This window comes from Azospirillum sp. Sh1 (assembly GCF_008365135.1).
GTDB lineage: Bacteria > Pseudomonadota > Alphaproteobacteria > Azospirillales > Azospirillaceae > Azospirillum > Azospirillum oryzae.
Genome location: NZ_VTTK01000013.1, coordinates 50,961 through 74,972, shown reverse-complemented (window position 1 = coordinate 74,972; position 24,012 = coordinate 50,961). Strand labels below are relative to the sequence as shown.

24 protein-coding genes are annotated in these 24,012 nt (G+C 67.7%); 13 read left to right on the top strand and 11 right to left on the bottom strand.

The features are described from left to right. Positions 1-44 precede the first annotated feature (44 nt). Positions 45-1,070: a uroporphyrinogen decarboxylase gene (hemE, locus tag FZ029_RS15300; protein WP_149270032.1), complete on the bottom strand. Its 1,026-nt coding sequence runs from the start codon at positions 1,068-1,070 to the stop codon at positions 45-47. Between the two features lie 524 nt (positions 1,071-1,594). On the opposite strand from hemE, the gene FZ029_RS15295 reads away from it, so the two are divergent. Genes FZ029_RS15295 through dnaQ form a run of 5 tightly spaced genes read left to right on the top strand, consistent with a single transcriptional unit; the run spans position 1,595 to position 5,242 of the window. Beyond that, the gene (locus tag FZ029_RS15295) at positions 1,595-2,434 is read left to right on the top strand and encodes a pyruvate, water dikinase regulatory protein (RefSeq protein WP_109052255.1); all 840 of its coding nucleotides are present in this window, start codon (positions 1,595-1,597) and stop codon (positions 2,432-2,434) included. Next, positions 2,431-3,033, top strand: coding sequence for a Maf family protein (locus FZ029_RS15290; protein ID WP_149269970.1), 603 nt, complete (start codon positions 2,431-2,433; stop codon positions 3,031-3,033). The genes FZ029_RS15295 and FZ029_RS15290 overlap by 4 nt, the downstream gene beginning before the upstream one ends. Beyond that, positions 3,030-3,896 carry a shikimate dehydrogenase gene (locus tag FZ029_RS15285; protein ID WP_149269969.1) on the top strand — a complete coding sequence of 289 codons (867 nt, stop codon included), beginning with the start codon at positions 3,030-3,032 and terminating at the stop codon, positions 3,894-3,896. Before FZ029_RS15290 ends, FZ029_RS15285 begins: the two co-directional genes overlap by 4 nt. 10 nt (positions 3,897-3,906) lie before the next feature. Beyond that, positions 3,907-4,566: a dephospho-CoA kinase gene (coaE, locus tag FZ029_RS15280; protein ID WP_149269968.1), complete on the top strand. Its 660-nt coding sequence runs from the start codon at positions 3,907-3,909 to the stop codon at positions 4,564-4,566. Further along, positions 4,559-5,242: a DNA polymerase III subunit epsilon gene (dnaQ, locus tag FZ029_RS15275; RefSeq protein WP_149269967.1), complete on the top strand. Its 684-nt coding sequence runs from the start codon at positions 4,559-4,561 to the stop codon at positions 5,240-5,242. Before coaE ends, dnaQ begins: the two co-directional genes overlap by 8 nt. A 148-nt stretch (positions 5,243-5,390) precedes the next feature. Here dnaQ and FZ029_RS15270 read toward each other — a convergent pair whose 3' ends face one another. From FZ029_RS15270 to FZ029_RS15260, 3 genes are read right to left on the bottom strand one after another with little or no spacing between them, the layout of a single operon-like run. Continuing rightward, a complete protein-coding gene (locus FZ029_RS15270) occupies positions 5,391-6,365 on the bottom strand; it encodes a quinone oxidoreductase (RefSeq protein ID WP_149269966.1) in 975 nt (324 codons plus the stop codon). Positions 6,366-6,404: 39 nt separating this feature from the next. Continuing rightward, positions 6,405-6,902, bottom strand: a complete 498-nt coding sequence (locus FZ029_RS15265; RefSeq protein WP_149269965.1) for a methylated-DNA--[protein]-cysteine S-methyltransferase — start codon at positions 6,900-6,902, stop codon at positions 6,405-6,407. Positions 6,903-6,920: 18 nt separating this feature from the next. Further along, positions 6,921-8,972 carry a thioredoxin domain-containing protein gene (locus FZ029_RS15260; RefSeq protein ID WP_149269964.1) on the bottom strand — a complete coding sequence of 684 codons (2,052 nt, stop codon included), beginning with the start codon at positions 8,970-8,972 and terminating at the stop codon, positions 6,921-6,923. 182 nt (positions 8,973-9,154) lie between these two features. Here FZ029_RS15260 and FZ029_RS15255 point away from each other — a divergent pair, with 182 nt between their 5' ends. The 7 genes from FZ029_RS15255 to FZ029_RS15225 all read left to right on the top strand — a co-directional run bounded on the left by FZ029_RS15255 (position 9,155) and on the right by FZ029_RS15225 (position 15,508). Beyond that, positions 9,155-9,406, top strand: a complete 252-nt coding sequence (locus FZ029_RS15255; protein ID WP_063635627.1) for a DUF6489 family protein — start codon at positions 9,155-9,157, stop codon at positions 9,404-9,406. Next, the gene (locus FZ029_RS15250) at positions 9,403-9,762 is read left to right on the top strand and encodes a (2Fe-2S) ferredoxin domain-containing protein (RefSeq protein ID WP_149269963.1); all 360 of its coding nucleotides are present in this window, start codon (positions 9,403-9,405) and stop codon (positions 9,760-9,762) included. Before FZ029_RS15255 ends, FZ029_RS15250 begins: the two co-directional genes overlap by 4 nt. Positions 9,763-9,772: 10 nt before the next feature. Next, positions 9,773-11,131, top strand: a complete 1,359-nt coding sequence (mnmE, locus tag FZ029_RS15245) for a tRNA uridine-5-carboxymethylaminomethyl(34) synthesis GTPase MnmE (RefSeq protein ID WP_149269962.1) — start codon at positions 9,773-9,775, stop codon at positions 11,129-11,131. Between the two features lie 105 nt (positions 11,132-11,236). Further along, positions 11,237-13,117: a tRNA uridine-5-carboxymethylaminomethyl(34) synthesis enzyme MnmG gene (gene mnmG / locus FZ029_RS15240; RefSeq protein ID WP_188051951.1), complete on the top strand. Its 1,881-nt coding sequence runs from the start codon at positions 11,237-11,239 to the stop codon at positions 13,115-13,117. Next, positions 13,114-13,728 carry a 16S rRNA (guanine(527)-N(7))-methyltransferase RsmG gene (rsmG, locus tag FZ029_RS15235; protein WP_149269960.1) on the top strand — a complete coding sequence of 205 codons (615 nt, stop codon included), beginning with the start codon at positions 13,114-13,116 and terminating at the stop codon, positions 13,726-13,728. Before mnmG ends, rsmG begins: the two co-directional genes overlap by 4 nt. A 74-nt stretch (positions 13,729-13,802) precedes the next feature. Further along, entirely contained in the window at positions 13,803-14,600 is a 798-nt protein-coding gene (locus tag FZ029_RS15230; protein ID WP_063635622.1) for an AAA family ATPase, read from the top strand. Beyond that, positions 14,597-15,508: a ParB/RepB/Spo0J family partition protein gene (locus tag FZ029_RS15225; protein ID WP_149269959.1), complete on the top strand. Its 912-nt coding sequence runs from the start codon at positions 14,597-14,599 to the stop codon at positions 15,506-15,508. Before FZ029_RS15230 ends, FZ029_RS15225 begins: the two co-directional genes overlap by 4 nt. 25 nt (positions 15,509-15,533) lie before the next feature. Here FZ029_RS15225 and FZ029_RS15220 read toward each other — a convergent pair whose 3' ends face one another. From FZ029_RS15220 to FZ029_RS15200, 5 genes are read right to left on the bottom strand one after another with little or no spacing between them, the layout of a single operon-like run. Continuing rightward, positions 15,534-16,028, bottom strand: coding sequence for a dihydrofolate reductase (locus FZ029_RS15220; protein ID WP_149269958.1), 495 nt, complete (start codon positions 16,026-16,028; stop codon positions 15,534-15,536). A 32-nt stretch (positions 16,029-16,060) separates the two neighbouring features. Next, a complete protein-coding gene (gene hemW / locus FZ029_RS15215; protein ID WP_149269957.1) occupies positions 16,061-17,245 on the bottom strand; it encodes a radical SAM family heme chaperone HemW in 1,185 nt (394 codons plus the stop codon). Then, entirely contained in the window at positions 17,233-17,832 is a 600-nt protein-coding gene (rdgB, locus tag FZ029_RS15210) for an RdgB/HAM1 family non-canonical purine NTP pyrophosphatase (RefSeq protein ID WP_149269956.1), read from the bottom strand. The genes hemW and rdgB overlap by 13 nt, the downstream gene beginning before the upstream one ends. 27 nt (positions 17,833-17,859) lie before the next feature. Then, the gene (rph, locus tag FZ029_RS15205) at positions 17,860-18,579 is read right to left on the bottom strand and encodes a ribonuclease PH (protein WP_149270031.1); all 720 of its coding nucleotides are present in this window, start codon (positions 18,577-18,579) and stop codon (positions 17,860-17,862) included. A 39-nt stretch (positions 18,580-18,618) separates the two neighbouring features. After that, positions 18,619-19,926, bottom strand: coding sequence for an MFS transporter (locus tag FZ029_RS15200; RefSeq protein ID WP_211104156.1), 1,308 nt, complete (start codon positions 19,924-19,926; stop codon positions 18,619-18,621). Positions 19,927-20,232: 306 nt separating this feature from the next. Between FZ029_RS15200 and FZ029_RS15195 the strand changes: the two genes are divergently transcribed. Beyond that, on the top strand, positions 20,233-22,497 hold the full coding sequence (locus tag FZ029_RS15195; protein ID WP_149269954.1) for an NADP-dependent malic enzyme: 2,265 nt from the start codon (positions 20,233-20,235) through the stop codon (positions 22,495-22,497). Positions 22,498-22,643: 146 nt separating this feature from the next. On the opposite strand, the gene FZ029_RS15190 is transcribed toward FZ029_RS15195, so the two are convergent. Together FZ029_RS15190 and FZ029_RS15185 are read right to left on the bottom strand one after the other, a co-directional pair. Further along, positions 22,644-23,213 carry a GNAT family N-acetyltransferase gene (locus tag FZ029_RS15190; RefSeq protein ID WP_149269953.1) on the bottom strand — a complete coding sequence of 190 codons (570 nt, stop codon included), beginning with the start codon at positions 23,211-23,213 and terminating at the stop codon, positions 22,644-22,646. Positions 23,214-23,225: 12 nt separating this feature from the next. Next, a complete protein-coding gene (locus FZ029_RS15185) occupies positions 23,226-23,831 on the bottom strand; it encodes an XRE family transcriptional regulator (protein WP_149269952.1) in 606 nt (201 codons plus the stop codon). Positions 23,832-24,012 lie beyond the last annotated feature (181 nt).

Below are 24,012 nucleotides of genomic sequence, written 5' to 3'. Positions count from 1 at the left end.
CGTCGCTTTTTCAGACCCTTACGGTCCGCCCGCCGGAAAAGCGCTCAGCCGCGCCCCGGCCATTCCCGCAGGATGCGGGTCAGCGCGGCCACATGGTCGGGCGGGGTCGACTGGATGACGCCGTGGCCCAGGTTGAACACGAAGGGTCCGCCGGCCAACGCCTCCAGGATGTCGTGCGTCGCGGTTTCCAGCGCCTTGCCGCCGGCCGCCAGCATGATCGGGTCGAGGTTCCCCTGCACCGGCAGCCGCGTCTGGAGCGTGCGCGCCGCCCACTCCGGCGGGACGGTGGTGTCGAGCCCGACGGCATCGACGCCGGACCCGGCGACATACTCCTCATAGGCATGGCCGGCGCCGCGCGGAAAGCCGATGACCGGCGTGTTCGGGTGCTTCGCCTTCACCAGTGCGACGATCCGCCGCGTCGGCTCGATCACCCAGCGGCGGAACTCGGCCACCGGCAGAACGCCGGCCCAGCTGTCGAACAGCTGCACCACTTCGGCCCCCGCCTCGATCTGGCGGCAGAGATAGTCGGCGGTCACCTCGACGATCAGGTCGATCAGCTGGCCGAATCCCGCCGGGTCGCCATAGGCCCAGCGCTTGACGTGCGCATACTCCTTGGAGCCCGCCCCTTCGACCATGTAGCAGGCGATGGTCCAGGGAGCCCCCGCAAAGCCGATCAGCGTCGTCCCATCCGGAATCGCGGTGGAGAGCCGGCGCACCGTCTCGTAGACCGGCGCCAGCGTCTCGTGGAAGCGGTCGCGCGACAGGCGCTTCAGGTCCTCGACGTTGCGGACCGGATCCAGCTTCGGCCCCTCCCCTTCCAGATAGGCCAGCGGCTGCCCCAGGGCATGCGGCACCACCAGGATGTCGGAGAACAGGATCGCCGCGTCCATGCCGTAGCGGCGCAGCGGCTGCAAGGTCACCTCGACCGCGAAGTCGGGATTGTAGCAGAGATCGAGGAAGCTGCCGGCCTTCGCCCGCAACTCGCGATATTCCGGCAGATAGCGTCCGGCCTGACGCATCAGCCAGAAGGGCGGACGCGACCGCACCTCTCCCGCCAGGGCGGCGAGCATCGGCTTCAGGGCAGGCTGGAAAGCCTGATTCTGGACGTCGGAGCTGGTGGCGGACAAGACGGTGCGTTCCTTGGATTGCGAATCTGGGACGTGCGAATCTGAACCCCTGCGATTCCAGCGCCGATTCCGCGCCGGATTCCGGGACGGGTTTATCCCCTCTTCTTCACTATATTTTTTAATAGGAGAAAGGAAGAGGATGAGGTGGATGCCTGTGGATAACGGTGATCCCCGACGTAAACGAATCTATCCACAGATCCGGGGGCTTGTGCGTCCATGTGCGCGGATCTGTGGACGATTCGGAGCACTATCGTCAGAAACGGCGGAAATGCTATAGCTGGACGAACGGGAGTCCCGTGGATAACAGGGCGGACGGGGCCGGATCTTCCCAGCTTCCGAAGCGGTCGGCGGAGTTGTTCCGCGCTTGGCCGTATCGGGGAGGAGGAGTCCCCCGGTCGGGACGAAACGAAGGCGGATCCGGTTGTCCACAGATCTGGGCCGGGTTCTCCACAGAATGTTGGGGACGGATGAAAGAGTTCCACCTACATCTCGTGTCCGATGCGACGGGCGAGACCATCAACAGCGTGGCGCGCGCTTGCGTCATCCAGTTCGACGACGTGCGTCCCATCGAGCATTTCTGGAATCTGGTGCGGACCGACCGCCAGCTCGACCTCGTGCTGGAGGGGATCCGGGACAACCACGGGCTGGTGATGTTCACACTGGTCGACGAGACGCTGCGCCGCCGCCTGCAGGATTTCTGCCGCGAGATGCAGGTGCCCTGCATCCCCGTGCTCGATCCGCTGATCAACGCGCTCGCCGCCTTCCTGGGCGTGGAATCGCAGCGCCAGCCCGGCCGCCAGCATGTGCTGGACGCCGAGTATTTCAGCCGCATCGACGCCGTCGATTTCGCCCTGTCGCATGACGACGGCCAATCGAACTGGGACCTGCACGAGGCCGATGTGGTGCTGATCGGCGTGTCGCGCAGTTCCAAGACGCCGACCTGCATCTATCTGGCCAACCGCGGCATCAAGGCGGCCAACATCCCGCTGGTGCCGGGCAGCCCGCTGCCGGCGGAGCTGGACCTGCTGACCCGTCCGCTGATCGTCGGGCTGACCAAGGACCCCGACCGGCTGGTGCAGATCCGCCGCAATCGTCTGAAGCTGCTGAACCAGGGCGAAGGTTCCAGCTATGCCGATCCGGAGCTGGTCCGCGCCGAGGTCCAGGAGGCGCGGCGCCTGTTCAGCCGGCGCGGCTGGCCGGTGATCGACGTCTCCCGCCGGTCCATCGAGGAAACCGCGGCGGAGATCATGATGCTGCTGGCCCGCCGGCAGAGCGGCAACTTCAGCCCGGAAGGGAAGAAGACGTGAGCGCGCCGGTTCTGGTGCTGGCGTCGGGTTCGCGCACGCGGGCGGCGATGCTGGAACAGGCTGGCGTGACCGCCATCCTCGACAAGCCGCTGGTCGACGAGGACGAGGTGAAGGCCGCCGGCCGCGCCGAGGGCGTGTCGGCCGACATCGTTGCCGAGGCTCTGGCAGAGCTGAAGGCTCAGCGCATCACCCGCCGCCACCCCGGCGCGCTGGTGGTCGGCGCCGACCAGATGCTGGAATGCGAGGGGCGCTGGTTCGACAAGCCGGCCGACCATGCCGCGGGGCGCGCCCAGCTTCTCGACCTGCGCGGCAAGACCCACCGGCTGGTCAGCTGCGCCGTGGTGGTGCGCGACGGCGAGCGGATGTGGCACCAGATCGACAGCGCCCGGCTGACCATGCGCAACTTCAGCGAAGCCTTCCTCGACGACTATCTCGATCGCGTCGGCGACGACGTGCTGCACTCGGTCGGCGCCTACCAGCTGGAAGGGCTGGGGGCGCAGCTGTTCCATCGGGTCGAGGGCGATTTCTTCACCATCCTCGGGCTGCCGCTTCTGCCGCTGCTCGGCTTTCTGCGCGTGCATGGAGTGGGCAGGGAATGACGGTGGGTCACTTTATCAGCGGCAAGGCCAAGCTCGCCGGTGTGATGGGCTGGCCGATCAGCCATTCGCGGTCCCCCCGGCTGCACGGATTCTGGCTGCGCCAGTATGGAATCGACGGGGCCTATGTGCCGTTGGCGGTGGCGCCCGAGCGTGCCGAGCAGGCGATCCGTGCCCTGCCCGCTTTGGGCTTTCGTGGCTGCAACGTCACCGTCCCGCTGAAGGAGATCGCCTTCCGCACCGTCGACCGGCTCGACGAGACCGCGCGGCGCATGGGGGCGGTCAACACCATCGTGGTGGCCGAGGACGGCGCGCTGGAAGGTGGCAACACCGACGGCTTCGGCTTCATCGAGAACCTGCGCACCGAACAGCCGGGCTGGACGGCGGAGCATGGCCCGGCGGTGGTGATCGGCGCCGGCGGGGCCGCCCGCGCCGTGGTGGTCGCCCTGCTCGATGCCGGTGCCCCGGAGGTCCGTCTGGTCAACCGCACCCGCGCCCGCGCCGAGGAATTGGCGGCGGATCTGTCCGCGGTCGGCCTCAACGGCGGCGTAACGGTGGTCGATTGGGTTTCACGTGAAACCGCGCTCGACGGGGCTTCGCTGCTGGTCAACACCACCACCCAGGGCATGGCCGGCCAACCGGCGCTGGATCTGTCCTTGCGCGCCCTGCCCCTCTCGGCCGTCGTCAACGACATCGTCTATGTGCCGCTGGAAACCCCGCTGCTGGCCGAGGCCAAGGCGCGCGGCAACCCGGTGGCCGGCGGCATCGGCATGCTGCTGCATCAGGCCCGTCCCGGCTTCAAGGCCTGGTTCGGCGTCGAGCCGCAGGTGACGCCGGAACTGACCCGCTTCGTCCTGGAAGGCTGAGGCTCAGGTCATGATCGTGCTGGGCCTGACCGGCTCCATCGGCATGGGCAAGAGCACCGCTGCCCGGATGCTGCAGGCGATGGGCGCTCCGGTCTGCGATTCAGATGCGGTGGTGCATGGGCTGCTCGGCCGTGGCGGTCGGGCGGTGCCGGCCATCGACGCCGCCTTCCCCGGCGTGGTGATCGACGGCGCGGTCAGCCGGCCGGCGCTGGGGGCGGCGGTGTTCCGCGACCCGGACGCGCTGAAGCGGCTGGAAGCGATCCTGCACCCGATGGTCCAGGCGGCGCAGCGCGATTTCCTCGCCCGTGCCGCACGTCGCGGCGCGAAGATCGCCGTGCTGGACATTCCCCTGCTGTTCGAGACCCACGGGCAGCGTCGGGTCGATGCGACCATCGTCGTCTCGGCCCCCTTCGCCGTCCAGCGCGCCCGCGTGCTGGCCCGTCCGGGCATGACGGCGGAGAAGTTCGCCGGCATCCTCGCCCGCCAGATGCCGGATGCGGAAAAACGGCGGCGCGCCGACTATGTCGTGCCGACCGGGGCCGGTCGGCTGGTGACGCGGCGGGCGCTTCAGGGCATTGTACGCCAAGTCAGACGGCATCGAACGGCGCGGCGGCCGGGCAGGCACTGGCCGCCACGCGGCTATCAACCAGGGCAGATCCATCATGCGTGAAATCGTTCTCGACACCGAAACCACGGGCTTCAAGCCGGAGGAAGGTCACCGGCTGGTCGAGATCGGCTGCATCGAGCTGGTCAACCACCTCGCCACCGGTGAACGCTTCCACGTCTATCTCAACCCCGAACGCGACATGCCGCCGGAGGCCTTCGCCGTCCACGGGCTGAGTTCGGAATTCCTGGCCGACAAGCCGCTGTTCAATGACGTCGCCGCGGATTTCGTCGCCTTCATCGGCGACTCCCCGCTGGTGATCCACAACGCCGCCTTCGACATGCATTTCCTGAATTGGGAGCTGAAGATCGCCGGCTATCCGGTGATGCCGAAGGACCGCGCCGTAGATACGCTGCTGATGGCCCGGCAGAAGTTCCCCGGCTCGCCCGCCACCTTGGACGCGCTGTGCAAACGCTTCGGCGTTGACAACTCCAACCGTACCCTGCACGGCGCGCTGCTCGATGCCCAGCTGCTGGCCGAGGTTTATCTGGAGCTGTTGGGCGGCCGGCAGACCGGCCTGTCCTTCGCCGGCGGTCCCGCATCGAAGAGTGGTCCCACCGGCCCGGTCCGCATCGACCGCCCCTTCCGCGAAGCCCGCGTCTTTGCCGTCAGCGATGAAGAGGCCGCGGCGCATGCGGAGATGTTGAAGAAGATCAAGAACCCGCTCTGGGCGGTGGAGTAAGGGGGGCTGTTGCTTGCGGAGTTAGACCCCCACCTAACCTCCCCCGCTGAGCGGGGGAGGGACTGCCGCCGCTCTTCTGGATAAGCACTTGTCCCCTCCCCCGCCCAGCGGGGGAGGGTTAGGGTGGGGGCAATCGTCAGCCGACGCCTTATGGCACCAGCACCGTCGATCCCGTCGTCGCCCGCGCCTCGAGCGCCCGATGCGCCTCCGCCGTGTCCTTCAGTGCGAAGCGCTGGTTGACGGTGAAGGTCACCCCGCCGTTCTTCACCGCGTCGAACAGATCGGCCGCCGAAGCCATCAAATCCTCCCGCTTGGCGGTGTAGGTCGCCAGCGTCGGCCGCGTCACATACAGCGACCCCTTCGCCGCCAGCAGCCCCAGATCCAGCGGTGCCGGCGCACCCGACGCGGCGCCGAACAGCACCATCAGGCCGCGCGGCCGCAGACAGTCCAACCCTTTCAGGAAGGTGGTCTTGCCGACGCCGTCATAGACCACCGGCACGCCCTGCCCGTCCGTCAGGTCCTTCACCCGGGCGACGAAATCCTCGCGGCTGTAGTCGATGGTGTGGTGGCAGCCATGGGCCTTCGCCAGCTCGGCCTTTTCCTCCGACCCGACGGTGCCGATCACCGTGGCGCCGAGATGCCGCGCCCAGGAACACAGCAGCAGCCCGACCCCGCCGGCTGCGGCCTGCACCAGGATGGTATCGCCGGGCTGCACCACATAGGTGCTGCGCAGCAGATACTGCGCGGTCAGTCCCTGCAGCAGCGTGGCCGCCGTCGCCTGCTCGTCGAGCCAGCTCGGCAGCGGCACCAGCCGGTCGGCCGCGATCAGGCGGCTCTCGGCATAGGCGCCGATGGACATGACGTAGCCGACGCGGTCGCCGACCTTCAGCGTGGTGACGTCCGGACCCAGCGCTTCGACCTCGCCGGATCCTGCCATGCCGATCACCGCCGGCAGATCCGGCAGCTTGTAGGCGCCGGAGCGGTGATAGGTGTCGATGTAGTTGAGGCCGACGGCGGTCTGGCGGATGCGCACCTGACCGGGACCGGGCTCTCCCACCTCGATCTCGTCCCAGCGCAGAACCTCCGGTCCGCCATGTTCGTGGATGCGGATTGCGTGAACCATGGTGGTTTGGTTTCCCTTCTTTTTGAGTTCTCAGGCGTTTCAGAGCAGCGCGAACTGCTCCGCCGCCGCACCGTTGCCCTGCCCCACGCCGGCATGCCGGCGTTCCAGCGCCAGCAGCCAAGCCTTGGTGTCCAGCCCGCCATGGCCGGAATAGCCGCCGGGCGCCCCGCCGCTGGCCAGCACCCGATGACAGGGGATGACGATCGGAATCGGGTTGGCGCCACAGGCTCCGCCAACCGCGCGCGGCGCGCTGCCCAGCATCTTCGCCATCCCGCCATAGGTCGCGGTGCCGCCATAGGGAATCGCCAGCATCGCGTCCCAGACGCTGCGTCGGAAGGCGGTGCCCGCCGGCTTCAGCGGCAGGTCGAAGCGCTGAAGCCGTCCCGTGAAATAGGCCTCCAACTGGCGCGCCGCCTCGGTCAGAACCGCGTCCTGTTCGTCATGATCGAAGCGGCCCCAGCCGACCGAGGTCAGGGCGGATCCGTCCCCGGACAGCATCAGGGGACCCAGCGGACTGTCGATGGAAAGATGCGCCATGGTTTCCTCCCGCAAAATTCAGGTTTTCGTTGCCAGAAGGGCGGCCAGATCCGCCGGTGCCGTCACCGGGGCCGAACAGGTCATGCCGCGGCAGACATAGGCGGTGGCCGCCCCATCGCGCATCCCCTTCCCCTGTGCCGGATGAGTGGCGGGCAGATCCGCCTCCGGAGGGAGCACGGTCAGGATGCGGTTGGGCAGCGAACGGTCCAGCACGGTGCGGCGCAACGCTTCCGTCTCCACCGCCTTGGGTGGGCCGACGATGACGATCTGCAGCGGCGCCGTCATCAGTTCCACCGCGTTCAGGAAGGTCGGCAGCGGGAAGAAGTTGCGCGTCAACTCACCGGAGAAGGCGGTGGCGAGCGCCTCCGCCCGCTCTCGATAGGCATCCTCGCCGGTGCGCTGGAACAGCGTGGTCAGCACCGCCAGCATGGTTCCGTTGCCGCTGGGCGTGGCGTTGTCGTAGACGCTCTTGGTGCGGACGATCAGCCCTTCGGCATCGTCGGCGGTGAAGAAGTAGCCGCCGTTGGCGCCGTCCCAGAAATGGGCGTCGAGCGTCGCCACCCAGACCTTCGCCTGATCGAGCGCCGCCGGATCCCCGGTCGCCTCGTGCAGCGCCAGGGCCGCGCGCGCCATGTGGGCGTAGTCGTCGAGCATCCCCGCATGCTTGCCCTGCCCGTGCCGCCAGCTGTGGCAAAGCCGCCCGGCGCTATCCATCCGGTCGCGGACAAAGGCGAAGGCGCGGCCGGCGGCATCCAGCCATTCCGGCTCGTTCAGCGCCAGGGCGGCATGGGTCAGCGCCGTGATCATCAGGCCGTTCCAGTCGGCCAGCACCTTGTCGTCCCAGCCCGGCCGCACCCGCTTGGCCCGCACCCGCAACAGGATTTCCCGACCCTTGGCGAGCTTAGCCTCGGTGGCATCGTCGGCCAGTGCCAGGCCGCCCAGCCGGTTCAGGATGGTGACGCCTTCCCAATTGCCCTGGGGCAGCACCTCGTAAACGCGCTTAAACGTCGCCAGCCCGTCATCGCCGAGGGCGGGACCGAGCAGCCGGTCGACCTCATGCTCCTGCCATATATAGAAGAGTCCCTCCTCGCCCTCGCTGTCGGCGTCCAGCGTCGCGGCGAAGCCGCCGCCATCCGCGATCATCTCGCGCAGCAGCCAGCCGACCGTCTCGCGGATGCGGGTTTCCAGCAGCGGGTCGCGCGTCTCCTGCCAGACCAGCGTCATCAGGTCGAGCAGTTCCGCATTGTCGTAGAGCATCTTTTCGAAATGCGGCACCAGCCAGCGTTCGTCGACCGAATAGCGGGCGAAGCCGCCGCCGAGATGGTCGTAGATGCCGCCCTGCGCCATGTTGGCCAGCGTGTGGGTCACCGCTTCCCGGAACGGCTCGCGTCCCGTGCGCTGCCACGCCCGCCACAGCAGTTCGAACAAGGGAACCTGCGGGAATTTCGGCGCGCTGCCGATGCCGCCGTGGATCGGGTCGACCTCGCGCAGCAGCCGTTGCGCCACCTGATCCAGCACCCCGGCATCGACGGCGCCGGCCGACCGGTTCTCCCCCATCCCGGCGAGCGCCGATTTCAGCGCGTCGACATTCTTGCCGACCTTGTCCGGCTCCCGTGCAAAGGTCTCGCCGATGCCGCGCAGCACGTCGGGGAAGCCGGCCCGGCCATAGCGTGGCGCCGGCGGGAAATAGGTGCCGCCCCAGAAGGGCTCCGCATCCGGGGTCAGGAACATGGTCAGCGGCCAGCCGCCCTGCTGTCCCAGCAGCGCCAGGGCGGACTGATAGATGGTGTCGAGATCCGGCCGCTCCTCCCGGTCGACCTTGATGTTGATGAACAGCTCGTTCATCAGCCCGGCGATTTCCGGATTCTCGAAGCTCTCATGCGCCATCACGTGGCACCAGTGGCAGGCGGCATAGCCGACCGACAGCAGCACCGGCTTGTTCTCCGCCTTGGCGCGGGCAAAGGCCTCCGGTCCCCAGGGCATCCAATGCACCGGGTTGTCCTTGTGCTGCAGCAGATAGGGGCTCGTCTCCCGGCCTAGCAGGTTCGCGCCCAACGGAGTGGCGGGCATGGCGGTGTCCGATCTGTTGGTGTGTCGTTAGACAATAGGTGGCGCCGGGGTGGCGTTGCGCCAGTGCATCCTATCTGTATAGTGGGGCATGAGCCGCTGTGGCGCTCAACCCCAAAATCAACACGGCCAATGCCTGGACCGGTGCCGAACCCGGCTCTTGGTCCCGGTCTGGAGGGGGTCCCATGAAAATCACCGTCGACATCGACTGCACCCCGGACGAGGCCCGGCACTTCCTGGGCCTGCCCGATGTGAAGCCGATGCAGGATGCCATGATGCAGGAGATCCAGGAACGCATGCGTGCGAACCTCCAGGCCATGGACCCGGAGACCATGCTGAAGACCTGGCTCCCCGCCGGCATCCAGGGCATGGAGCAGATGCAGAAGATGTTTTGGTCCCAGATGGCGTCGGCCCTGGGTCAGGAAGGAAGAAAGTGACCAATTTGAAGCCTTATTTCGAAGCCCATGTCTTCTGCTGCACCAACCGCCGTCCCGACGGGCACAAGCGCGGGTCCTGCGCCGCCCACGGGTCGGAAAAGCTGCGCGACTATATGAAGGCCCGCGCCCGTGAACTCGGCTTCGACGGCAAGGTGCGGATCAACTCCGCCGGCTGTCTCGACCGCTGCGAACTGGGCCCGACGCTGGTGATCTATCCGGAAGGCGTCTGGTACAGCTATCACAGCACCGGCGACGTCGATGAAATCCTGCAGACCCATCTGGTCGAAGGCCGCCGTGTCGAGCGCCTGATGCTGACCCCGGAGCAGCGGGAGCTGCGGCCCGAGCAGCGCGGCTGATCCACCCCCAATGGTCACCACCAACTTGTCCACCACCACCATCTACGCTCTCGCCACCGCCCCCGGCCGCTCCGGTGTGGCGGTGGTTCGCATTTCGGGACCCCAGGCCGGATCCGCCCTCATGGCGCTGACCGGCCGCACCCCGCCCGCGCCGCGCCGCGCCGTGTTGACCAAGCTGCGCGATCCGCGGACCGGCGATGCGCTCGACGACGCGCTGGTCCTGCGCTTCACCGCCCCCGCGAGCTTCACCGGCGAGGATGTGGTGGAGTTGCACCTGCATGGTGGCCGCGCCGTCGTCACCGGTGTGATCGAGGCGCTCGCCATCCTGCCCGGCTTGCGGCTGGCCGAACCGGGCGAGTTCACCCGCCGCGCTTTCGAGAACGGCAAGCTCGACCTGACGGAGGCCGAAGCGGTTGCCGACCTGATCGATGCCGAGACCACCGCCCAACGCCGGCAAGCCTTGCGGCAGATGGAGGGTGCGCTTGGCAAACTCTATGACGGCTGGCGGGAACGGCTGACCCGCGCCCTTGCCCACATCGAGGCCGACATCGATTTCGCCGAGGACGATCTGCCCGGCGGTGTCGCCGACGCCGTCCGTCCGGTGATTGCCGGATTGGCCGACGAGATCGCAACGCATCTCGATGACGGCGGTCGTGGCGAGCGTTTGCGCGAAGGGTTGCACATCGCCATCGTCGGCGCGCCGAACGCCGGCAAGTCGAGCCTGTTGAACGCACTCGCCCGCCGGGACGCCGCGATCGTGTCCGCCCGTGCCGGCACCACCCGTGACATCATCGAGGTGCATCTCGACCTCGGCGGCTACCCTGTCATTCTGGCCGACACAGCTGGCCTGCGCGAAGCCGCCGCCGACGAGGTGGAGGAGGAAGGCATCCGCCGCGCCCGTGACCGGGCGGCGCGCGCCGACGTGAAGGTGGCTGTGTTCGACGCGACCACCCTGCCCGATCTCGACCCGGCGACGCTGGACCTGATCGATGCCGACACCGTGGTGGTGTTCAACAAGACGGACCTTGCGACGGACGGTAACCTGAGGCCGGATCTGTCCCCGATCGTGGCCCCGACCCTGGTCTCCGCCCACACCGGTGCCGGACTGAAGGCATTGGAGGAAAAGTTGACGGCGTTCAGTGCCGATCGGCTCGCCATCGGCAGCGCCCCGTCTCTGACCCGGGCTCGCCACCGTGCGGCGCTTATGGAGTGTCGGGAGTCGCTGCTGCGGGCGCTGGATGCCCCGCTGCCCGAACTGGCGGCGGAGGATGTGCGGCTTGCCAGCCGGGCGCTGGGGCGCATCACCGGGCGGGTGGATGTGGAGGATCTGCTGGACGTGATCTTCCGGGATTTCTGCATCGGCAAGTGAGGCCGGCGAATGAGGCGCTGTTTCACGTGAAACAGCGCTGATGCGCCTCACTTGTCCTTGCCCCGCCTCTTGGATCCCCGCGTCCATTCCGCTATGGTCCCGCACATGCGAAGCTATGATGTCATCGTTGTCGGCGGCGGTCACGCCGGCTGTGAGGCGGCTGCGGCGGCAGCGCGCATGGGTGCGCGTACGCTCCTGCTGACCCACAAGGTCGAAACCATCGGCGAGATGTCCTGCAATCCCGCCATCGGCGGCTTGGCCAAGGGCCATCTGGTGCGGGAAATCGATGCGCTGGACGGGGTGATGGCGAAGGCCATCGACCGTGGTGGCATCCAGTTCCGCATCCTGAATCGCAGCAAGGGCCCCGCCGTCCGCGGCCCGCGCGCCCAGGCCGACCGCAAGCTCTATCGTCAGGCGATGCAGTCGCTGCTGGCCGAACAGGAAAACCTGTTCATCGAAGCCGGCGGCGCCGAGGATCTGATCGTCGACGCTGACCAGCGCATCACCGGCGTCGTAACCGGGGCCGGCGAGTCCATCCGCGCCGGCGCGGTGGTGCTGACCACCGGCACCTTCCTGCGTGGCCTGATCCACATCGGCGAGGAACGCACCCCGGCCGGCCGCGTTGGCGAGGCGCCATCCATCGGTCTGTCCGACACGCTGGCCCGGCTCGGCTTCCCGCTCGGCCGGCTGAAGACCGGCACCCCGCCGCGCCTCGACGGCCGCACGATCGATTGGGATGCGCTGGAGAAGCAGCCGGGCGACATGCCGCCCCCGCCCTTCTCCTACATGACGGAGCGGATCGACACGCCGCAGATCGATTGCGCGATCACCTGGACGACGCCGGAAGCGCACGCGCTGATCCGCGCCAACCTGCATCGCGCGCCGATGTACTCCGGTCAGATCACCGGCACCGGGCCTCGGTATTGCCCATCGATCGAGGACAAGGTCGTCCGCTTCGCCGAGAAGGAGAAGCACCAGATCTTCCTCGAACCGGAGGGGCTGGACGATCCGACCGTCTATCCGAACGGCATCTCGACCTCCCTGCCCCGCGACGTGCAGCTCGGCATCCTCGCCAGCATGCCGGGGCTTGAGAAGGTGGTGATGATCCGTCCGGGCTACGCCATCGAATACGACTATGTCGATCCGCGCGAACTGAAGCCGACGCTGGAAACCCGCCGGGCGCCGCGCCTGTTCCTGGCCGGCCAGATCAACGGCACCACCGGATATGAAGAGGCGGCGGCCCAGGGCCTGATGGCCGGCATCAACGCCGCGCTGGCGGCGAGCGGCAACAGGGACGGCTTCGTGCTCGACCGCGCCGACGCCTATATCGGCGTGCTGATCGACGACCTGATCGGCCGGGGCACCAACGAGCCCTACCGCATGTTCACCTCGCGCGCCGAATACCGGCTGCTGCTGCGCGCCGACAATGCCGACCAGCGGCTGACTGACAAGGGTGTCGCCATCGGCTGTGTCGGCTCGGAGCGTCGCGATGTCTTCGCCGCCAAGAGTGCCGCGCTGTCGGCCGGTCGCGCCCTGGTCGCCTCGCTGCAAGCGACGCCGGCCGAACTCTCCCGCCAGGGTGTCGCGGTGAACCAGGACGGCGTGCGCCGCAGTGCCGCCGACCTGCTGCGTTACCCCGACATCGCCCTTGCCGCCCTTGCCCGCCTGTGGCCGGAGTTGGGCGAGATCGCTCCGGAGATCGCCGAGCAATTGGAAATCGACGGCAAGTATGCCGGCTATCTCGGCCGGCAGGAGGCCGACATCCGCGCCTTCCGCAAGGACGAATCCCTCGCCCTGCCCGACGATCTCGACGTCGACGGCATCGGTAGCCTGTCCGCCGAAATCCGGCAGAAGCTGCGTCAGTCGCGCCCGGCGACGCTTGGTGCGGCTGCCCGCATTCCGGGCATGACCCCGGCGGCGTTGGTCGCCCTGCTCCGCCATGTGAAGCGCCGTGACGTGGTCTCGTCCGGAGTGGCCGCCGAATGAGCGGGTTCGACGCGGTTGCATTTCAGGAGGCCACCGGTGTTTCACGTGAAACGCTCGACCGTCTGATCGCCTATGAGGGGCTGCTGCGCAAGTGGCAGCCGAAGATCAACCTGGTCGGCCCGTCCACCCTGGCCGATGCGTGGAAACGCCACTTCCTCGATTCCGCCCAACTCTACCCGCTGCTGCCGGAGGGCACGTGGGTGCTGGTCGATCTCGGCAGCGGTGCCGGTTTCCCCGGTCTGGTGCTGGCCATCCTCGGCGTGCCGCAGGTGCATCTGATCGAGAGCGACGTGCGCAAATGCGCCTTCCTGCGCGAGGTCGCCCGTGTCTGCGAGGCGCCGGTCACCGTTCACACCAAGCGGATTGAAACCGTCACCGGCATCGAGGCCGATGTCGTCACCGCCCGCGCCCTGGCGCCGCTGACCGATCTCTTTGCCTGGGCCCATCCCTTCATCGGTTCGCGCGGCAAGTGTCTGTTCCTGAAGGGCGCGGCGCTGGACGGCGAATTGACCGCCGCCACGCAATATTGGACACTGGATCCTGAGCGATTTGACAGCCGCACCGATCCGAGCGGAACCATCCTGCGTGTCGGTCATCTTGAGCGTGCGTGACAACCGTGCCTGACACAGTTCCCGACACACTCCCTTTGCCCTCTTCCCGCCAACCGGACACCCGAGAGGCTGCCATGTCTGCCGTCACCCGTCCCCTTGCCCGTGTGGTTGCGATTGCCAACCAGAAGGGCGGCGTGGGCAAGACCACGACGACGATCAACCTCGCCACCGCGCTCGCCGTCATCGGCAAGCGGGTGCTGGTGATCGATCTTGATCCGCAGGGCAACGCGTCCACCGGTCTCGGCATTCCCCGATCGGATCGCCGCGTCGGCATCTATGACGTGCTGTTCGACGACGTGTCGCTGGAAGAGGCGGCCACCCCCTCTTCCGTGCCGAACCTGTCGATCATCACCTCGTCGGTCGATCTGTCGGGCGCGGAGATCGAGTTGGTGGGCGCCGAGCGCCGTGAGTTCCGCCTGCGCGAGGCGGTCGCCAACAGCGCGCTCGAATACGACTATGTCCTGATCGACTGCCCGCCGGCGCTCGGCCTGCTGACGCTGAACGCGCTGGTGGCGTCGCATGCGGTGATGGTTCCCCTGCAGTGCGAGTTCTACGCGCTGGAGGGTCTGAGCCATCTGGTCCGCACCATCGAGCGGGTGAAGCGCGCCTTCAACCCGAACCTGGATATCCATGGCGTCGTGCTGACGATGTTCGACAAGCGCAACAACCTGTCGGACATGGTAGCGGCGGACGTCCGCGGCTTCTTCGGGGAGAAGGTGTACGACACCGTGATCCCGCGCAACGTCAAGGTGTCGGAGGCGCCGTCCCACGGCAAGCCGGTGCTGATCTACGACATGCGCTGCCCCGGATCCCAGGCCTACATCCATCTGGCGGGCGAGGTGCTGCGCCGTGAGAAGAGACTGACCGCATGATCGACGACACCAAGCAAGGGGGCGCCCGCCGCGCCAGCCTGGGCCGTGGCCTTTCCGCCCTGTTCGGCGAGGCAACCGAGGATTATTCGGCGCTCGACAAGGTGCGGCAGTCCAAACAGGTGCCGATCGAGTTCGTCCATCCCGGCAAGTACCAGCCGCGACGGAAGTTCGACGAGGAAGCCATTCAGGGCCTCGTCGACTCCATCCGCGACAAGGGCATTCTGCAGCCCCTGCTTGTCCGCCGCGATGGCGAGGAGGCCAATTCCTATGAGCTGATCGCCGGCGAGCGCCGTTGGCGCGCGGCGCAGATCGCCGGCCTGCACGAGGTTCCGGTCGTCATCCGCGATCTCAGCGACCGCGAGGCGTTGGAAATCGCGCTGATCGAGAACATCCAGCGCCAGGATCTGACCCCGCTGGAAGAGGCGGAGGGCTATCGCCGCCTGATGGAGGAGTTCGAACACACGCAGGAGGATCTGGCCCGCGCCGTCGGCAAGAGCCGCAGCCATGTCGCCAACATGATGCGCCTGCTGGCTCTGCCGGAACCGGTCAAGTCGATGGTTCAGGATGGCGCGCTGACCGCCGGCCACGCCCGCGCCCTGCTGACCGCCCCGGATCCGGCCGCGGTCGCCCGCGAAGTGGTGACGCGTGGCCTGAACGTCCGCCAGACCGAAGACCTGATGCGCGGCGACCAGCCGAAGGCGAAGAAGGGCAAAGCCGCGAGCGGTGGAGCCGGATCCGCTCCGGCGATGAAAGACGTCGACCTGATCAATCTGGAGGAGGAGATCTCCGCCCGCATCGGGCTGAAGGTCGCGATCAACCCGCAGGGGCAGCGCGGGACGATCACCATCCATTACCAGACGCTCGATCAGCTGGACGACGTTCTGCACCGGCTGGGCGGCGAAGAGTAACGGGCTTGCAGGGGGCGCTCGCCCCCTACCCGCGCACCTTTTCGAAATCGATGTAGCGATAGAACAGCCCATTCTCTTCCATGGGCGCGCTCGACCACACCTCCGCCCATTCCGCGCCAATGGGCGGCATCAGCGTGTCGCCCTCCACCGTGCTTTCGATGCGGGTCAGGTGAAGGCGATCGGCGATCGGCAGTGTTTCGCGGAACAGGGCGGCACCGCCGATGACGCACAATTCGGCCGCGCCGGAGCCTTGGGCCCATGACACCGCCGCCCCAAGGCCGGTAAACCAGCGGGCGCCGTCATGCTCGCCGACGAGTCCCTGGCGGCTCACCACCAGATTGTCGCGGCCGGGCAGTGGGCGGCGTGGCAGGGAGTCCCAGGTCTTCCGACCCATCAGGATCGGCTTGCCCATCGTCAGTTCCCTGAACCGGCGCAGATCGCCGGGAAGATGCCAGGGAAGCTGGCCGTCACGGCCAATCACGTCATTGGTCGCGGCGGCGACGATCAGACTGATGAGCATCCCCTGCCCTTTCCCATTGAAGACAAGGGATCTTACGCCAGAATTGCGCTGAGCACCGCGTTCAGACGCTGTAGCCCCTCCGATGTCGCAACCAGGCGGTCGGCATCGCGGGTCAGGAAACCGCCGTCGATCAGCCGCGACAGCGCCGCCGGATCGACGAAATCGTCCAGCGTCCGGCCGGTCTCCTCAACCAGACGGCCGAGGCGCACGCCCTCGCTCAGGCGCAGCCCCATCATCAGCAGTTCGGTGCCGCGGGCATCACGGTCGATGGGATCGGGGGCGGCGGCACCATGGCCGTCTCGCTCCACCCGCTCCAGCCAGATTTCCGGGGCACGATGGGCGCGGGTGGCGAATTTTTCGCCATGCAGCGTCAGCCGGCCGTGAGCGCCGGGACCGATGCCGACATAGTCGCCATAGCGCCAATAGGTCAAATTGTGGCGGCTTTCCTCGCCCGGGCGGGCATGGTTGGAAATCTCGTAGGCCGGCAGGCCTGCCGCTGTCAGCTGGCTCTGCGTCGCCTCATAGAGATCGCCGGCCAAATTCTCGTCGGGCAGCACCAGATCGCCGCGGGCATGCAGCGGGTAGAAGGCAGTGCCCTCCTCGATCGTCAGCTGATAGACCGACAGATGACCGACGGCGTAGTCCAGCGCCCGCGCCAGCTCCGCCTGCCAAGCCGCCACCGTCTGGCCGGGACGGGCATAGATCAGGTCGAAGGAGAAGCGGTCGAAGGTCTTTGCCGCCAGCTCGATGGCGCCGGTCGCCTCCGCCGCATTGTGCTGGCGGCCGAGGAACTTCAGGCTGGCGTCGTCCAGCGCCTGGATGCCCAGCGAGACGCGGTTGATCCCGGCACTTCGGAAAGCACGGAATTTGTCGGCCTCGACGGAGGTCGGGTTGGCCTCCAGCGTCACCTCCAGCCGCTCGGCGACCGCCCAACGCTGGGCGACGCGGTCGACGATGGCGCCGACCGTGGCCGGCTCCATCAGCGACGGCGTGCCGCCGCCGAAGAAGATCGAGGTGACGGTGCGGCCGGCGGTCAGGTCGGCGTAATGATCCAGTTCGCGCAGCAGCCCGGCCCGCCAGCGGTCATGGTCGACCCGCTCGCGGACATGGCTGTTGAAATCGCAATAGGGGCACTTCGATTTGCAGAAGGGCCAATGGACGTAGACGGCAAAACCAGGGCCAGAGGAGCCAGGATCGGAAACGCTCACCGGAAACACCGCTCCACCAGCTGGCGGAAGGCGTCGGCACGGTGGCTCATCTCGTGCTTCCTGGCCGGATCCATCTCGCCGAAGGTCAGTTCGTGGCCGTCCGGCAGGAACATCGGGTCATAACCGAAGCCGTGCGGCCCCCGCGGCGGCCACACCAGCGTGCCGTAGCAACGGCCCTCCACCGTCTCGACATGACCGTCCGGCCAGGCGAGCGACAGGGCGCAGACGAAATAGGCGCTGCGGTCGGTCCTGCCGACAAGCCCATCCTCGACCTTCCGCATCGCCATGGCGAAGTCCTTGGTCGGGCCGGCCCAGCGGGCGGAATAGATGCCGGGATCGCCGTTCAGCGCCGGCACCACCAGCCCACTGTCGTCGGCGAGCGCGACATGGCCGGCGGCGGCAGCGGCCTTCGCCTTCAGCTCCGCATTGGCGATGAAGGTGGTCCCGGTCTCTTCCGGTTCGGGCAGGCCCAGCTCCCCGGCCGAGGTGAAGGTGGCGACATAGGGGCCGAGCAGATCGGCGATCTCGCGCACCTTGCCCTTGTTGTGGCTGGCGATGACGAGCGTATCGCCGGTGAAGCGGCGGGGAGCGGACATGATGATGAACCTCTGGCTGATTCCGGCTTACTTGATGCCGAGGACCTGCTTCTGCAACGCCACCAGCTCGTTCACGCCCTTGCGGGCGAGCGCCAGCAGCTCCATGAACTGCGGCTCGGAGAAGGGGGTTTCCTCGGCGGTGCCCTGGATTTCGACGATGCCGGCCTTGCCGGTCAGCACGAAGTTGGCGTCGGCCTGCGCCTTGGAATCCTCGTCATAATCGAGGTCCAGCACGGCGTTGCCCTGGAACAGGCCGCAGGACACGGCGGCGACCTGATCGGTCAGCGGCATGGTCTTCAGCGCGCCGATCTGCATCAGATGCTGGAAAGCCAGATGCAGGGCGACATAGCTGCCGGTGATGGCGGCGGTGCGGGTGCCGCCGTCGGCCTGGATGACGTCGCAGTCGATCTTGATCTGCTTCTCGCCCATCGCCGTGCGGTCGGTGACGGCGCGCAGCGCGCGGCCGATCAGGCGCTGGATTTCCTGGGTGCGGCCGGACTGCTTGCCCTTCGCCGCCTCGCGGTCGGTGCGGCTGTGGGTGGAGCGCGGCAGCATGCCGTATTCGGCGGTGACCCAGCCGAGCCCGGTGTTCTTCAGGAAACGCGGCACCGTCTCGTCGACGCTGGCGGTGCACAGCACATGCGTGTTGCCGAAGCGCACCATGCAGGAGCCCTCGGCATAGCGGCTGAAGCCGGGCTCGAGGGAGACGGTGCGCAGTTGGTCGAAGGCGCGGCCGGAGGGGCGCATGGGCATCATTCCGAAGGTCGTTTGCGGTTCGGCGGCAAGCTAACGGCTCTGCCCGCCCCCGTCCAGCACGGCGTCGGCAACCACCGGTACAGGTGTCGGCATAGGTGCCGGCATGGGCGTCAGACGCGTCGCCCGCTCCAGCCACAGGGTCAGCAGCGGCACGGCAAGCCCGATGGTGATGGAAATTGTCGCCATGGTCGTCACATGCTCCAGCCGGCCGTCGGTGGCGTTGGTCAGGATCTCGGCCGACAGGAAGGCGCCGAAGGCGGAGCTGAGATGCTGCACCGCCGATACCAGCGCCATGAAGCCGGCACGCTCCTGCGGGTCCGGCACGCGGGAGAAGGCGGCGCCGTTGGCCACCATGCGGATGCCGACGAAGGTCATGAAGAAGGGGAACAGCCCCAGCACCGGCATCCAGGGCCGGTAGCCGATGAAGGCGAAGAAGATCACCAGGCTCAGCCCCACCGTCGCCGCGAAGGTGACGGCGCTGGAGCCGTGGCGGTCGACCAGCCGCCCGGCCCAGCGCGCGGCGAAGAAGCTCAGCGTGCCGCCGGTCATGTAGACCAGGCTGAGATGGTCGCGCGGGAAGCCCAGATTGCCCTGCACATAGGCGGCGATGTTGGGGACGATCATGAATTGCTGGACCTGCACCAGCGCCACGGTGGCATAGGCCAGCCAGACCTTGCGGCGCGACAGCAGCGCCGTCATCCGTACCCAGGCCCCCGTCTTCACCCCTGCCCCGGCCAGATGGCCGCGCTGCGGCGGCAGGATGGCGATCGCGGCCACGGCGACGACCAGACCGGCGAAGGCCACCGCGAAGAAGGGCAGCCTCCAGCCGCCATAGAGCGCCAGTTCCAGCCCCACCGGCACCCCGGCGATGGCCGACAGCGAGAAAGCCGACATGACGGCCCCCATCGCCTGTCCCCGACGCTGCGGCGCCACCTGATCGGTCACCGTGGCGATGGCGACCGCGACGGCCGGGCCGCCGAACAGTCCGGCAAGCACGCGCGCCGCCAGCAAGGAGTGGAAATCCCACGCCAGCCCGCCCAGCGCGGTCGACACGATCAGCCCGGCCATGGCGACGGCGAGCGCCCGGCGCCGGTCGAAGCGGTCGAGCAGCATCGACCCGATCAATCCGGCCAAGGCCGCGGCGGCGGTGTAGCTGCCGCCGATATAGCCGATGTGCGCCGCCGGGATGTCCAAGGCCCGCGCGAAGTCCGGTCCGAGCGGCATCACCATCATGAAATCGAGGATGTTGATGAACTGCACCGCCGCGATGACCAGCGTGATGCGGCGTTCGTCCGGCGTCAGCGCGGTGGGAACCGCGGAGTTGGGGGCCAGGGACAAGATGGCGGCTCCGGCAGGGACGTAGAGCGTCGGTTGATTTTCGCACCGCATGATACCAGTCGCCGCCCGGCTGCCCCTACCGGCATGGTCATGCACGGAAAGCGGATCAGATAGGACGTGCAGCGAACTGGATGTGTCGCCAATCGTCAAAAAAATGCATGATTCGTACAAAAAGCGGGCGATGGAGGCTTGGCGAGTTGCGCGTGCGGCGTATACCATCGCGGCCCCACCGTCGGCAGCGCACCGCACAAAAGGCACCAACGAAGACCGACGGGCATCAGCACTCCGTTGAGGAACACGACATCCATGTCCGACACCAAGCGCGTCACCGACGAAGAGGCCCTGCTGCTGCATTCCAGCGGCCGGCCCGGCAAGCTGGAAATCACTCCGACCAAGCCGCTGACGACCCAGCGCGATCTGGCGCTGGCCTATTCGCCCGGCGTCGCCGCGCCCTGCCTGCGCATCGCCGAGGATCCGTCCCTCGCCTATGACTACACGGCCAAGGGCAACATCGTCGCCATCATCTCCAACGGCACGGCTGTGCTGGGGCTGGGCGACCTGGGCGCGCTCGCCGGCAAGCCGGTGATGGAAGGCAAGGCGGTGCTGTTCAAGCGTTTCGCCGACGTCGACGGCATCGACCTGGAGGTCGACACCCGCGACGTCGACGAGTTCGTCAACTGCGTGCGCTTCCTCGGCCCCAGCTTCGGCGGCATCAACCTGGAAGACATCAAGGCGCCCGACTGCTTCATCATCGAGGAGCGGCTGCGCGAACTGCTGGACATCCCGGTCTTCCATGACGACCAGCACGGCACCGCGATCATCGCCGCCGCCGGCCTGATCAACGCCTGCGACATCACCGGCCGCCGAATCGAAGACGTGAAGATGGTGGTGAACGGCGCCGGTGCCGCGGGCATCGCCTGCGCCGAGCTGTTCTGCACGATGGGTGTTTCACGTGAAAACATCATCCTGTGCGACACCAAGGGCGTGGTCTATCGCGGCCGCACCAACGGCATGAACCAGTGGAAGTCGTCCTTCGCCGTCGACACCGACAAGCGCACGCTGGAAGAGGCGGTGGCCGGCTCCGACGTGTTCGTCGGCCTGTCGGCCAAGGGGGCGATGACGCAGGAGATGGTGAAGTCGATGGCGGCCAAGCCGATCATCTTCGCGCTCGCCAACCCCGATCCGGAGATCACGCCGGAGGATGTGAAGGCGGTGCGCGCCGATGCCATCGTGGCGACCGGCCGCTCGGACTATCCGAACCAGGTCAACAACGTCCTGGGCTTCCCCTATCTGTTCCGCGGCGCGCTGGACGTCCGCGCCACCACCATCAACGAGGCGATGAAGGTGGCCGCCGCCAAGGCTCTGGCAGCACTTGCGCGCGAGGATGTGCCGGACGAGGTCGACGCCGCCTATTCCGGGCGCCGTCTGCGCTATGGCCCGGACTACATCATCCCGGTGCCCTTCGACCCGCGCCTGATCGTCACCGTCCCGGCCGCCGTCGCCCAGGCGGCGATGGAAAGCGGCGTGGCGCGCAAGCCGATCCTCGACCTGACCAGCTACAAGCATTCCCTGCGGACCCGCCTCGATCCGACCGCCGACAGCCTGGAACTGATCCTGGAGAAGGTGCGGACCAACCCGCGCCGCGTCGTCTTCGCCGAGGGCGAGGAGGAGCGGACGATCCGCGCCGCCATGGCCTTCCGTGCCGGCGGCTACGGCACGCCGGTGCTGATCGGGCGTGAGGAGGTCATCAAGGAGCAGCTGGTGGCGATGGGTCAGCCCAACGTCCAGTTCGAAATCCACAACGCCCGCCTGTCGGACGCCAACCGCCGCTATGCCGACCACCTGTACCGCCGCCTGCAGCGCAAGGGCGCCCTGCTGCGCGACTGCCAGCGGATGGTCAACCAGGACCGCAACGTCTTCGCCGCCTGCATGGTGGCGCAGGGCGACGCCCACGCCATGGTGACCGGCCTGACCCGCAGCTTCGGCGTCGCGTACGAGGAAATCCGCCGCGTCGTCGACCCGAAGGCGAGCGAGCCGGTGTTCGGCCTGCACCTGTTCATCACCCGCAACCGCACCGTCTTCATCGCCGACACCACCGTCCATGTCCGTCCCGACGGCAAGACGCTGGCCGACATCGCGGTTGGCGCCGCGGCCAAGGCCCGGCAGATGGGACACGAGCCGCGGATCGCGATGCTGTCCTTCTCCAACTTCGGCCAGACGCCGCACCCGAACACCGATCCGCTGCGGGAAGCCCTGTCGATCCTCGACAGCCGCCGGGTCGATTTCGAGTATGACGGCGAGATGTCGGCCGACGTGGCGTTGGATTACCAGCTGATGAAGCGGGTCTATCCGTTCTCGCGGCTGTCCGGTCCGGCGAACGTGCTGATCATGCCCGGCCTGCATTCCGCCAACATCTCGGCCAAGCTGCTGAATAAGATGGCGGGCGGCCAGATGATCGGCCCGCTGCTGATCGGCCTGGACAAGCCGGCGCAGATCGTCAGCATGGGCGCCACGGTCAACGACATCGTCACCGCCGCAGCGCTGGCGGCGCACGACTCGTTGCCCTGGTGAGGTGAGGTGCCTCCTCCCTAAAGTCCCCTCTCCCCCCTGGGGAGAGGGTTAGGGTGAGGGGGACGCACATGCCGGACTGTCTTCGGCTGCGCCGAACCCCCTCATCCCGACCTTCTCCCCAGGGGGGAGAAGGAGATCCCTAACTTTCACCCCAGCGCCTTGTAGAAGAAGGCCGTGTCGCAGAACCCGCCTTTCGGCCACAAAGCGTAGTTCGGGATGACGCCGACCTTCACCCAGCCGGCGCGTTCGTACAGCCGTTGGGCCTCGGGCGAGGCGGTGTCCAGCACCAGCAGGGTCTTGCCGGCGGCTCGGCCAGCCTCCTCGGCCGCCTGCATCAGGGCGGCGCCGACGCCCCGGCGGCGGGCGCGGCGGTGAACCAGCATCTTGGACAGGTCGGCGCGGTGCGGCTGGTTCGGCGGCTGGCCGACCACCAGCTGGACGGTGCCCAGCACGCCCTCCCCGTCTTCCGCGACCAGCAGGATGCGCTCCCCCTGCTCCACCCCGGCCACCACTTGACCCCAGAAGCCTTCGGCGGTGGCGCGGTCGAGCGGCGCCATGAAGCTGACCGACGCACCGCCCGCCACGCAATCGAGCAGCACGTCGGTCAGCCCCGGCACGGCTGCGTGAGCCTCCGCAGAAGACAGCACGCGCACCGTCACGGCAGCGGCGCCGCTCTCCCCACCGTGCTGGCCGGAGTCCAGGCAGGCACTATCCATCGCATGCTCCTTTCAGCGTTTAACGGCGTTTAAAGCAGGCCGCCCGTCGGTGGTCAGCGCCACGATGTAGCGGGCGGTGCGGTCGGTCGGGTTGTGGAAGCCGGTCGGCCGGTCGAGCCGCATGGCAAGGCAGTCGCCGGTGGACAGGCGGTGCGTCACCTCTCCCACCGTCAGTTCGATGGTGCCGTCCAGCAGATAGACCTGCTGCTCCACCGTGGCGGCGCGGTTGCCGCTGTCGTAGGAGACGCGGGCGCCCGGCGGCAGCTCCACCTCCACCAGTTCGATGGGCGACGGATAGCCCGGCGGCGACAGGTTGCGGCGGCGATAGCCGGTGGCGGGGTCGGCCCAGGCGGTCTGGTCGGCGCGGCGGGCGACCGGGCTGGCGTCGGCGCGCTCGGCTTCCGCGAACAATGCCGCCAGCGTCACCCCCAGCCCGGCGGCGAGCCGGTCGAGCACGGAGGCCGTCGGGCTGCTCTCCCCCCGTTCCACCAGCGAGATCATCGAGCGGCTGACGCCCGAGCGTTCGGCCAAGCCCTCCAGCGTCAGGCCCCGGTCCGCCCGCAGGGCGCGCAGGCGGGCGGCAAGGCGGCTGTCGATGTCGTTTCCAGCGTTTTCCATGAAGGTAGAATGTGGCTCCATGATATTGGAGTCAACGCTCCACCGCATAGTCATGCCCATGAATCTTTTATGACCGTCGCGCGGCGTGCGCGACGATGGTGTAGAAGGGCCATGCAGATGGGTGGGTCGAAGGACCGAACGTGACACCGCCCGCCCTTATCCTTACTCGAACCCGGTGCCG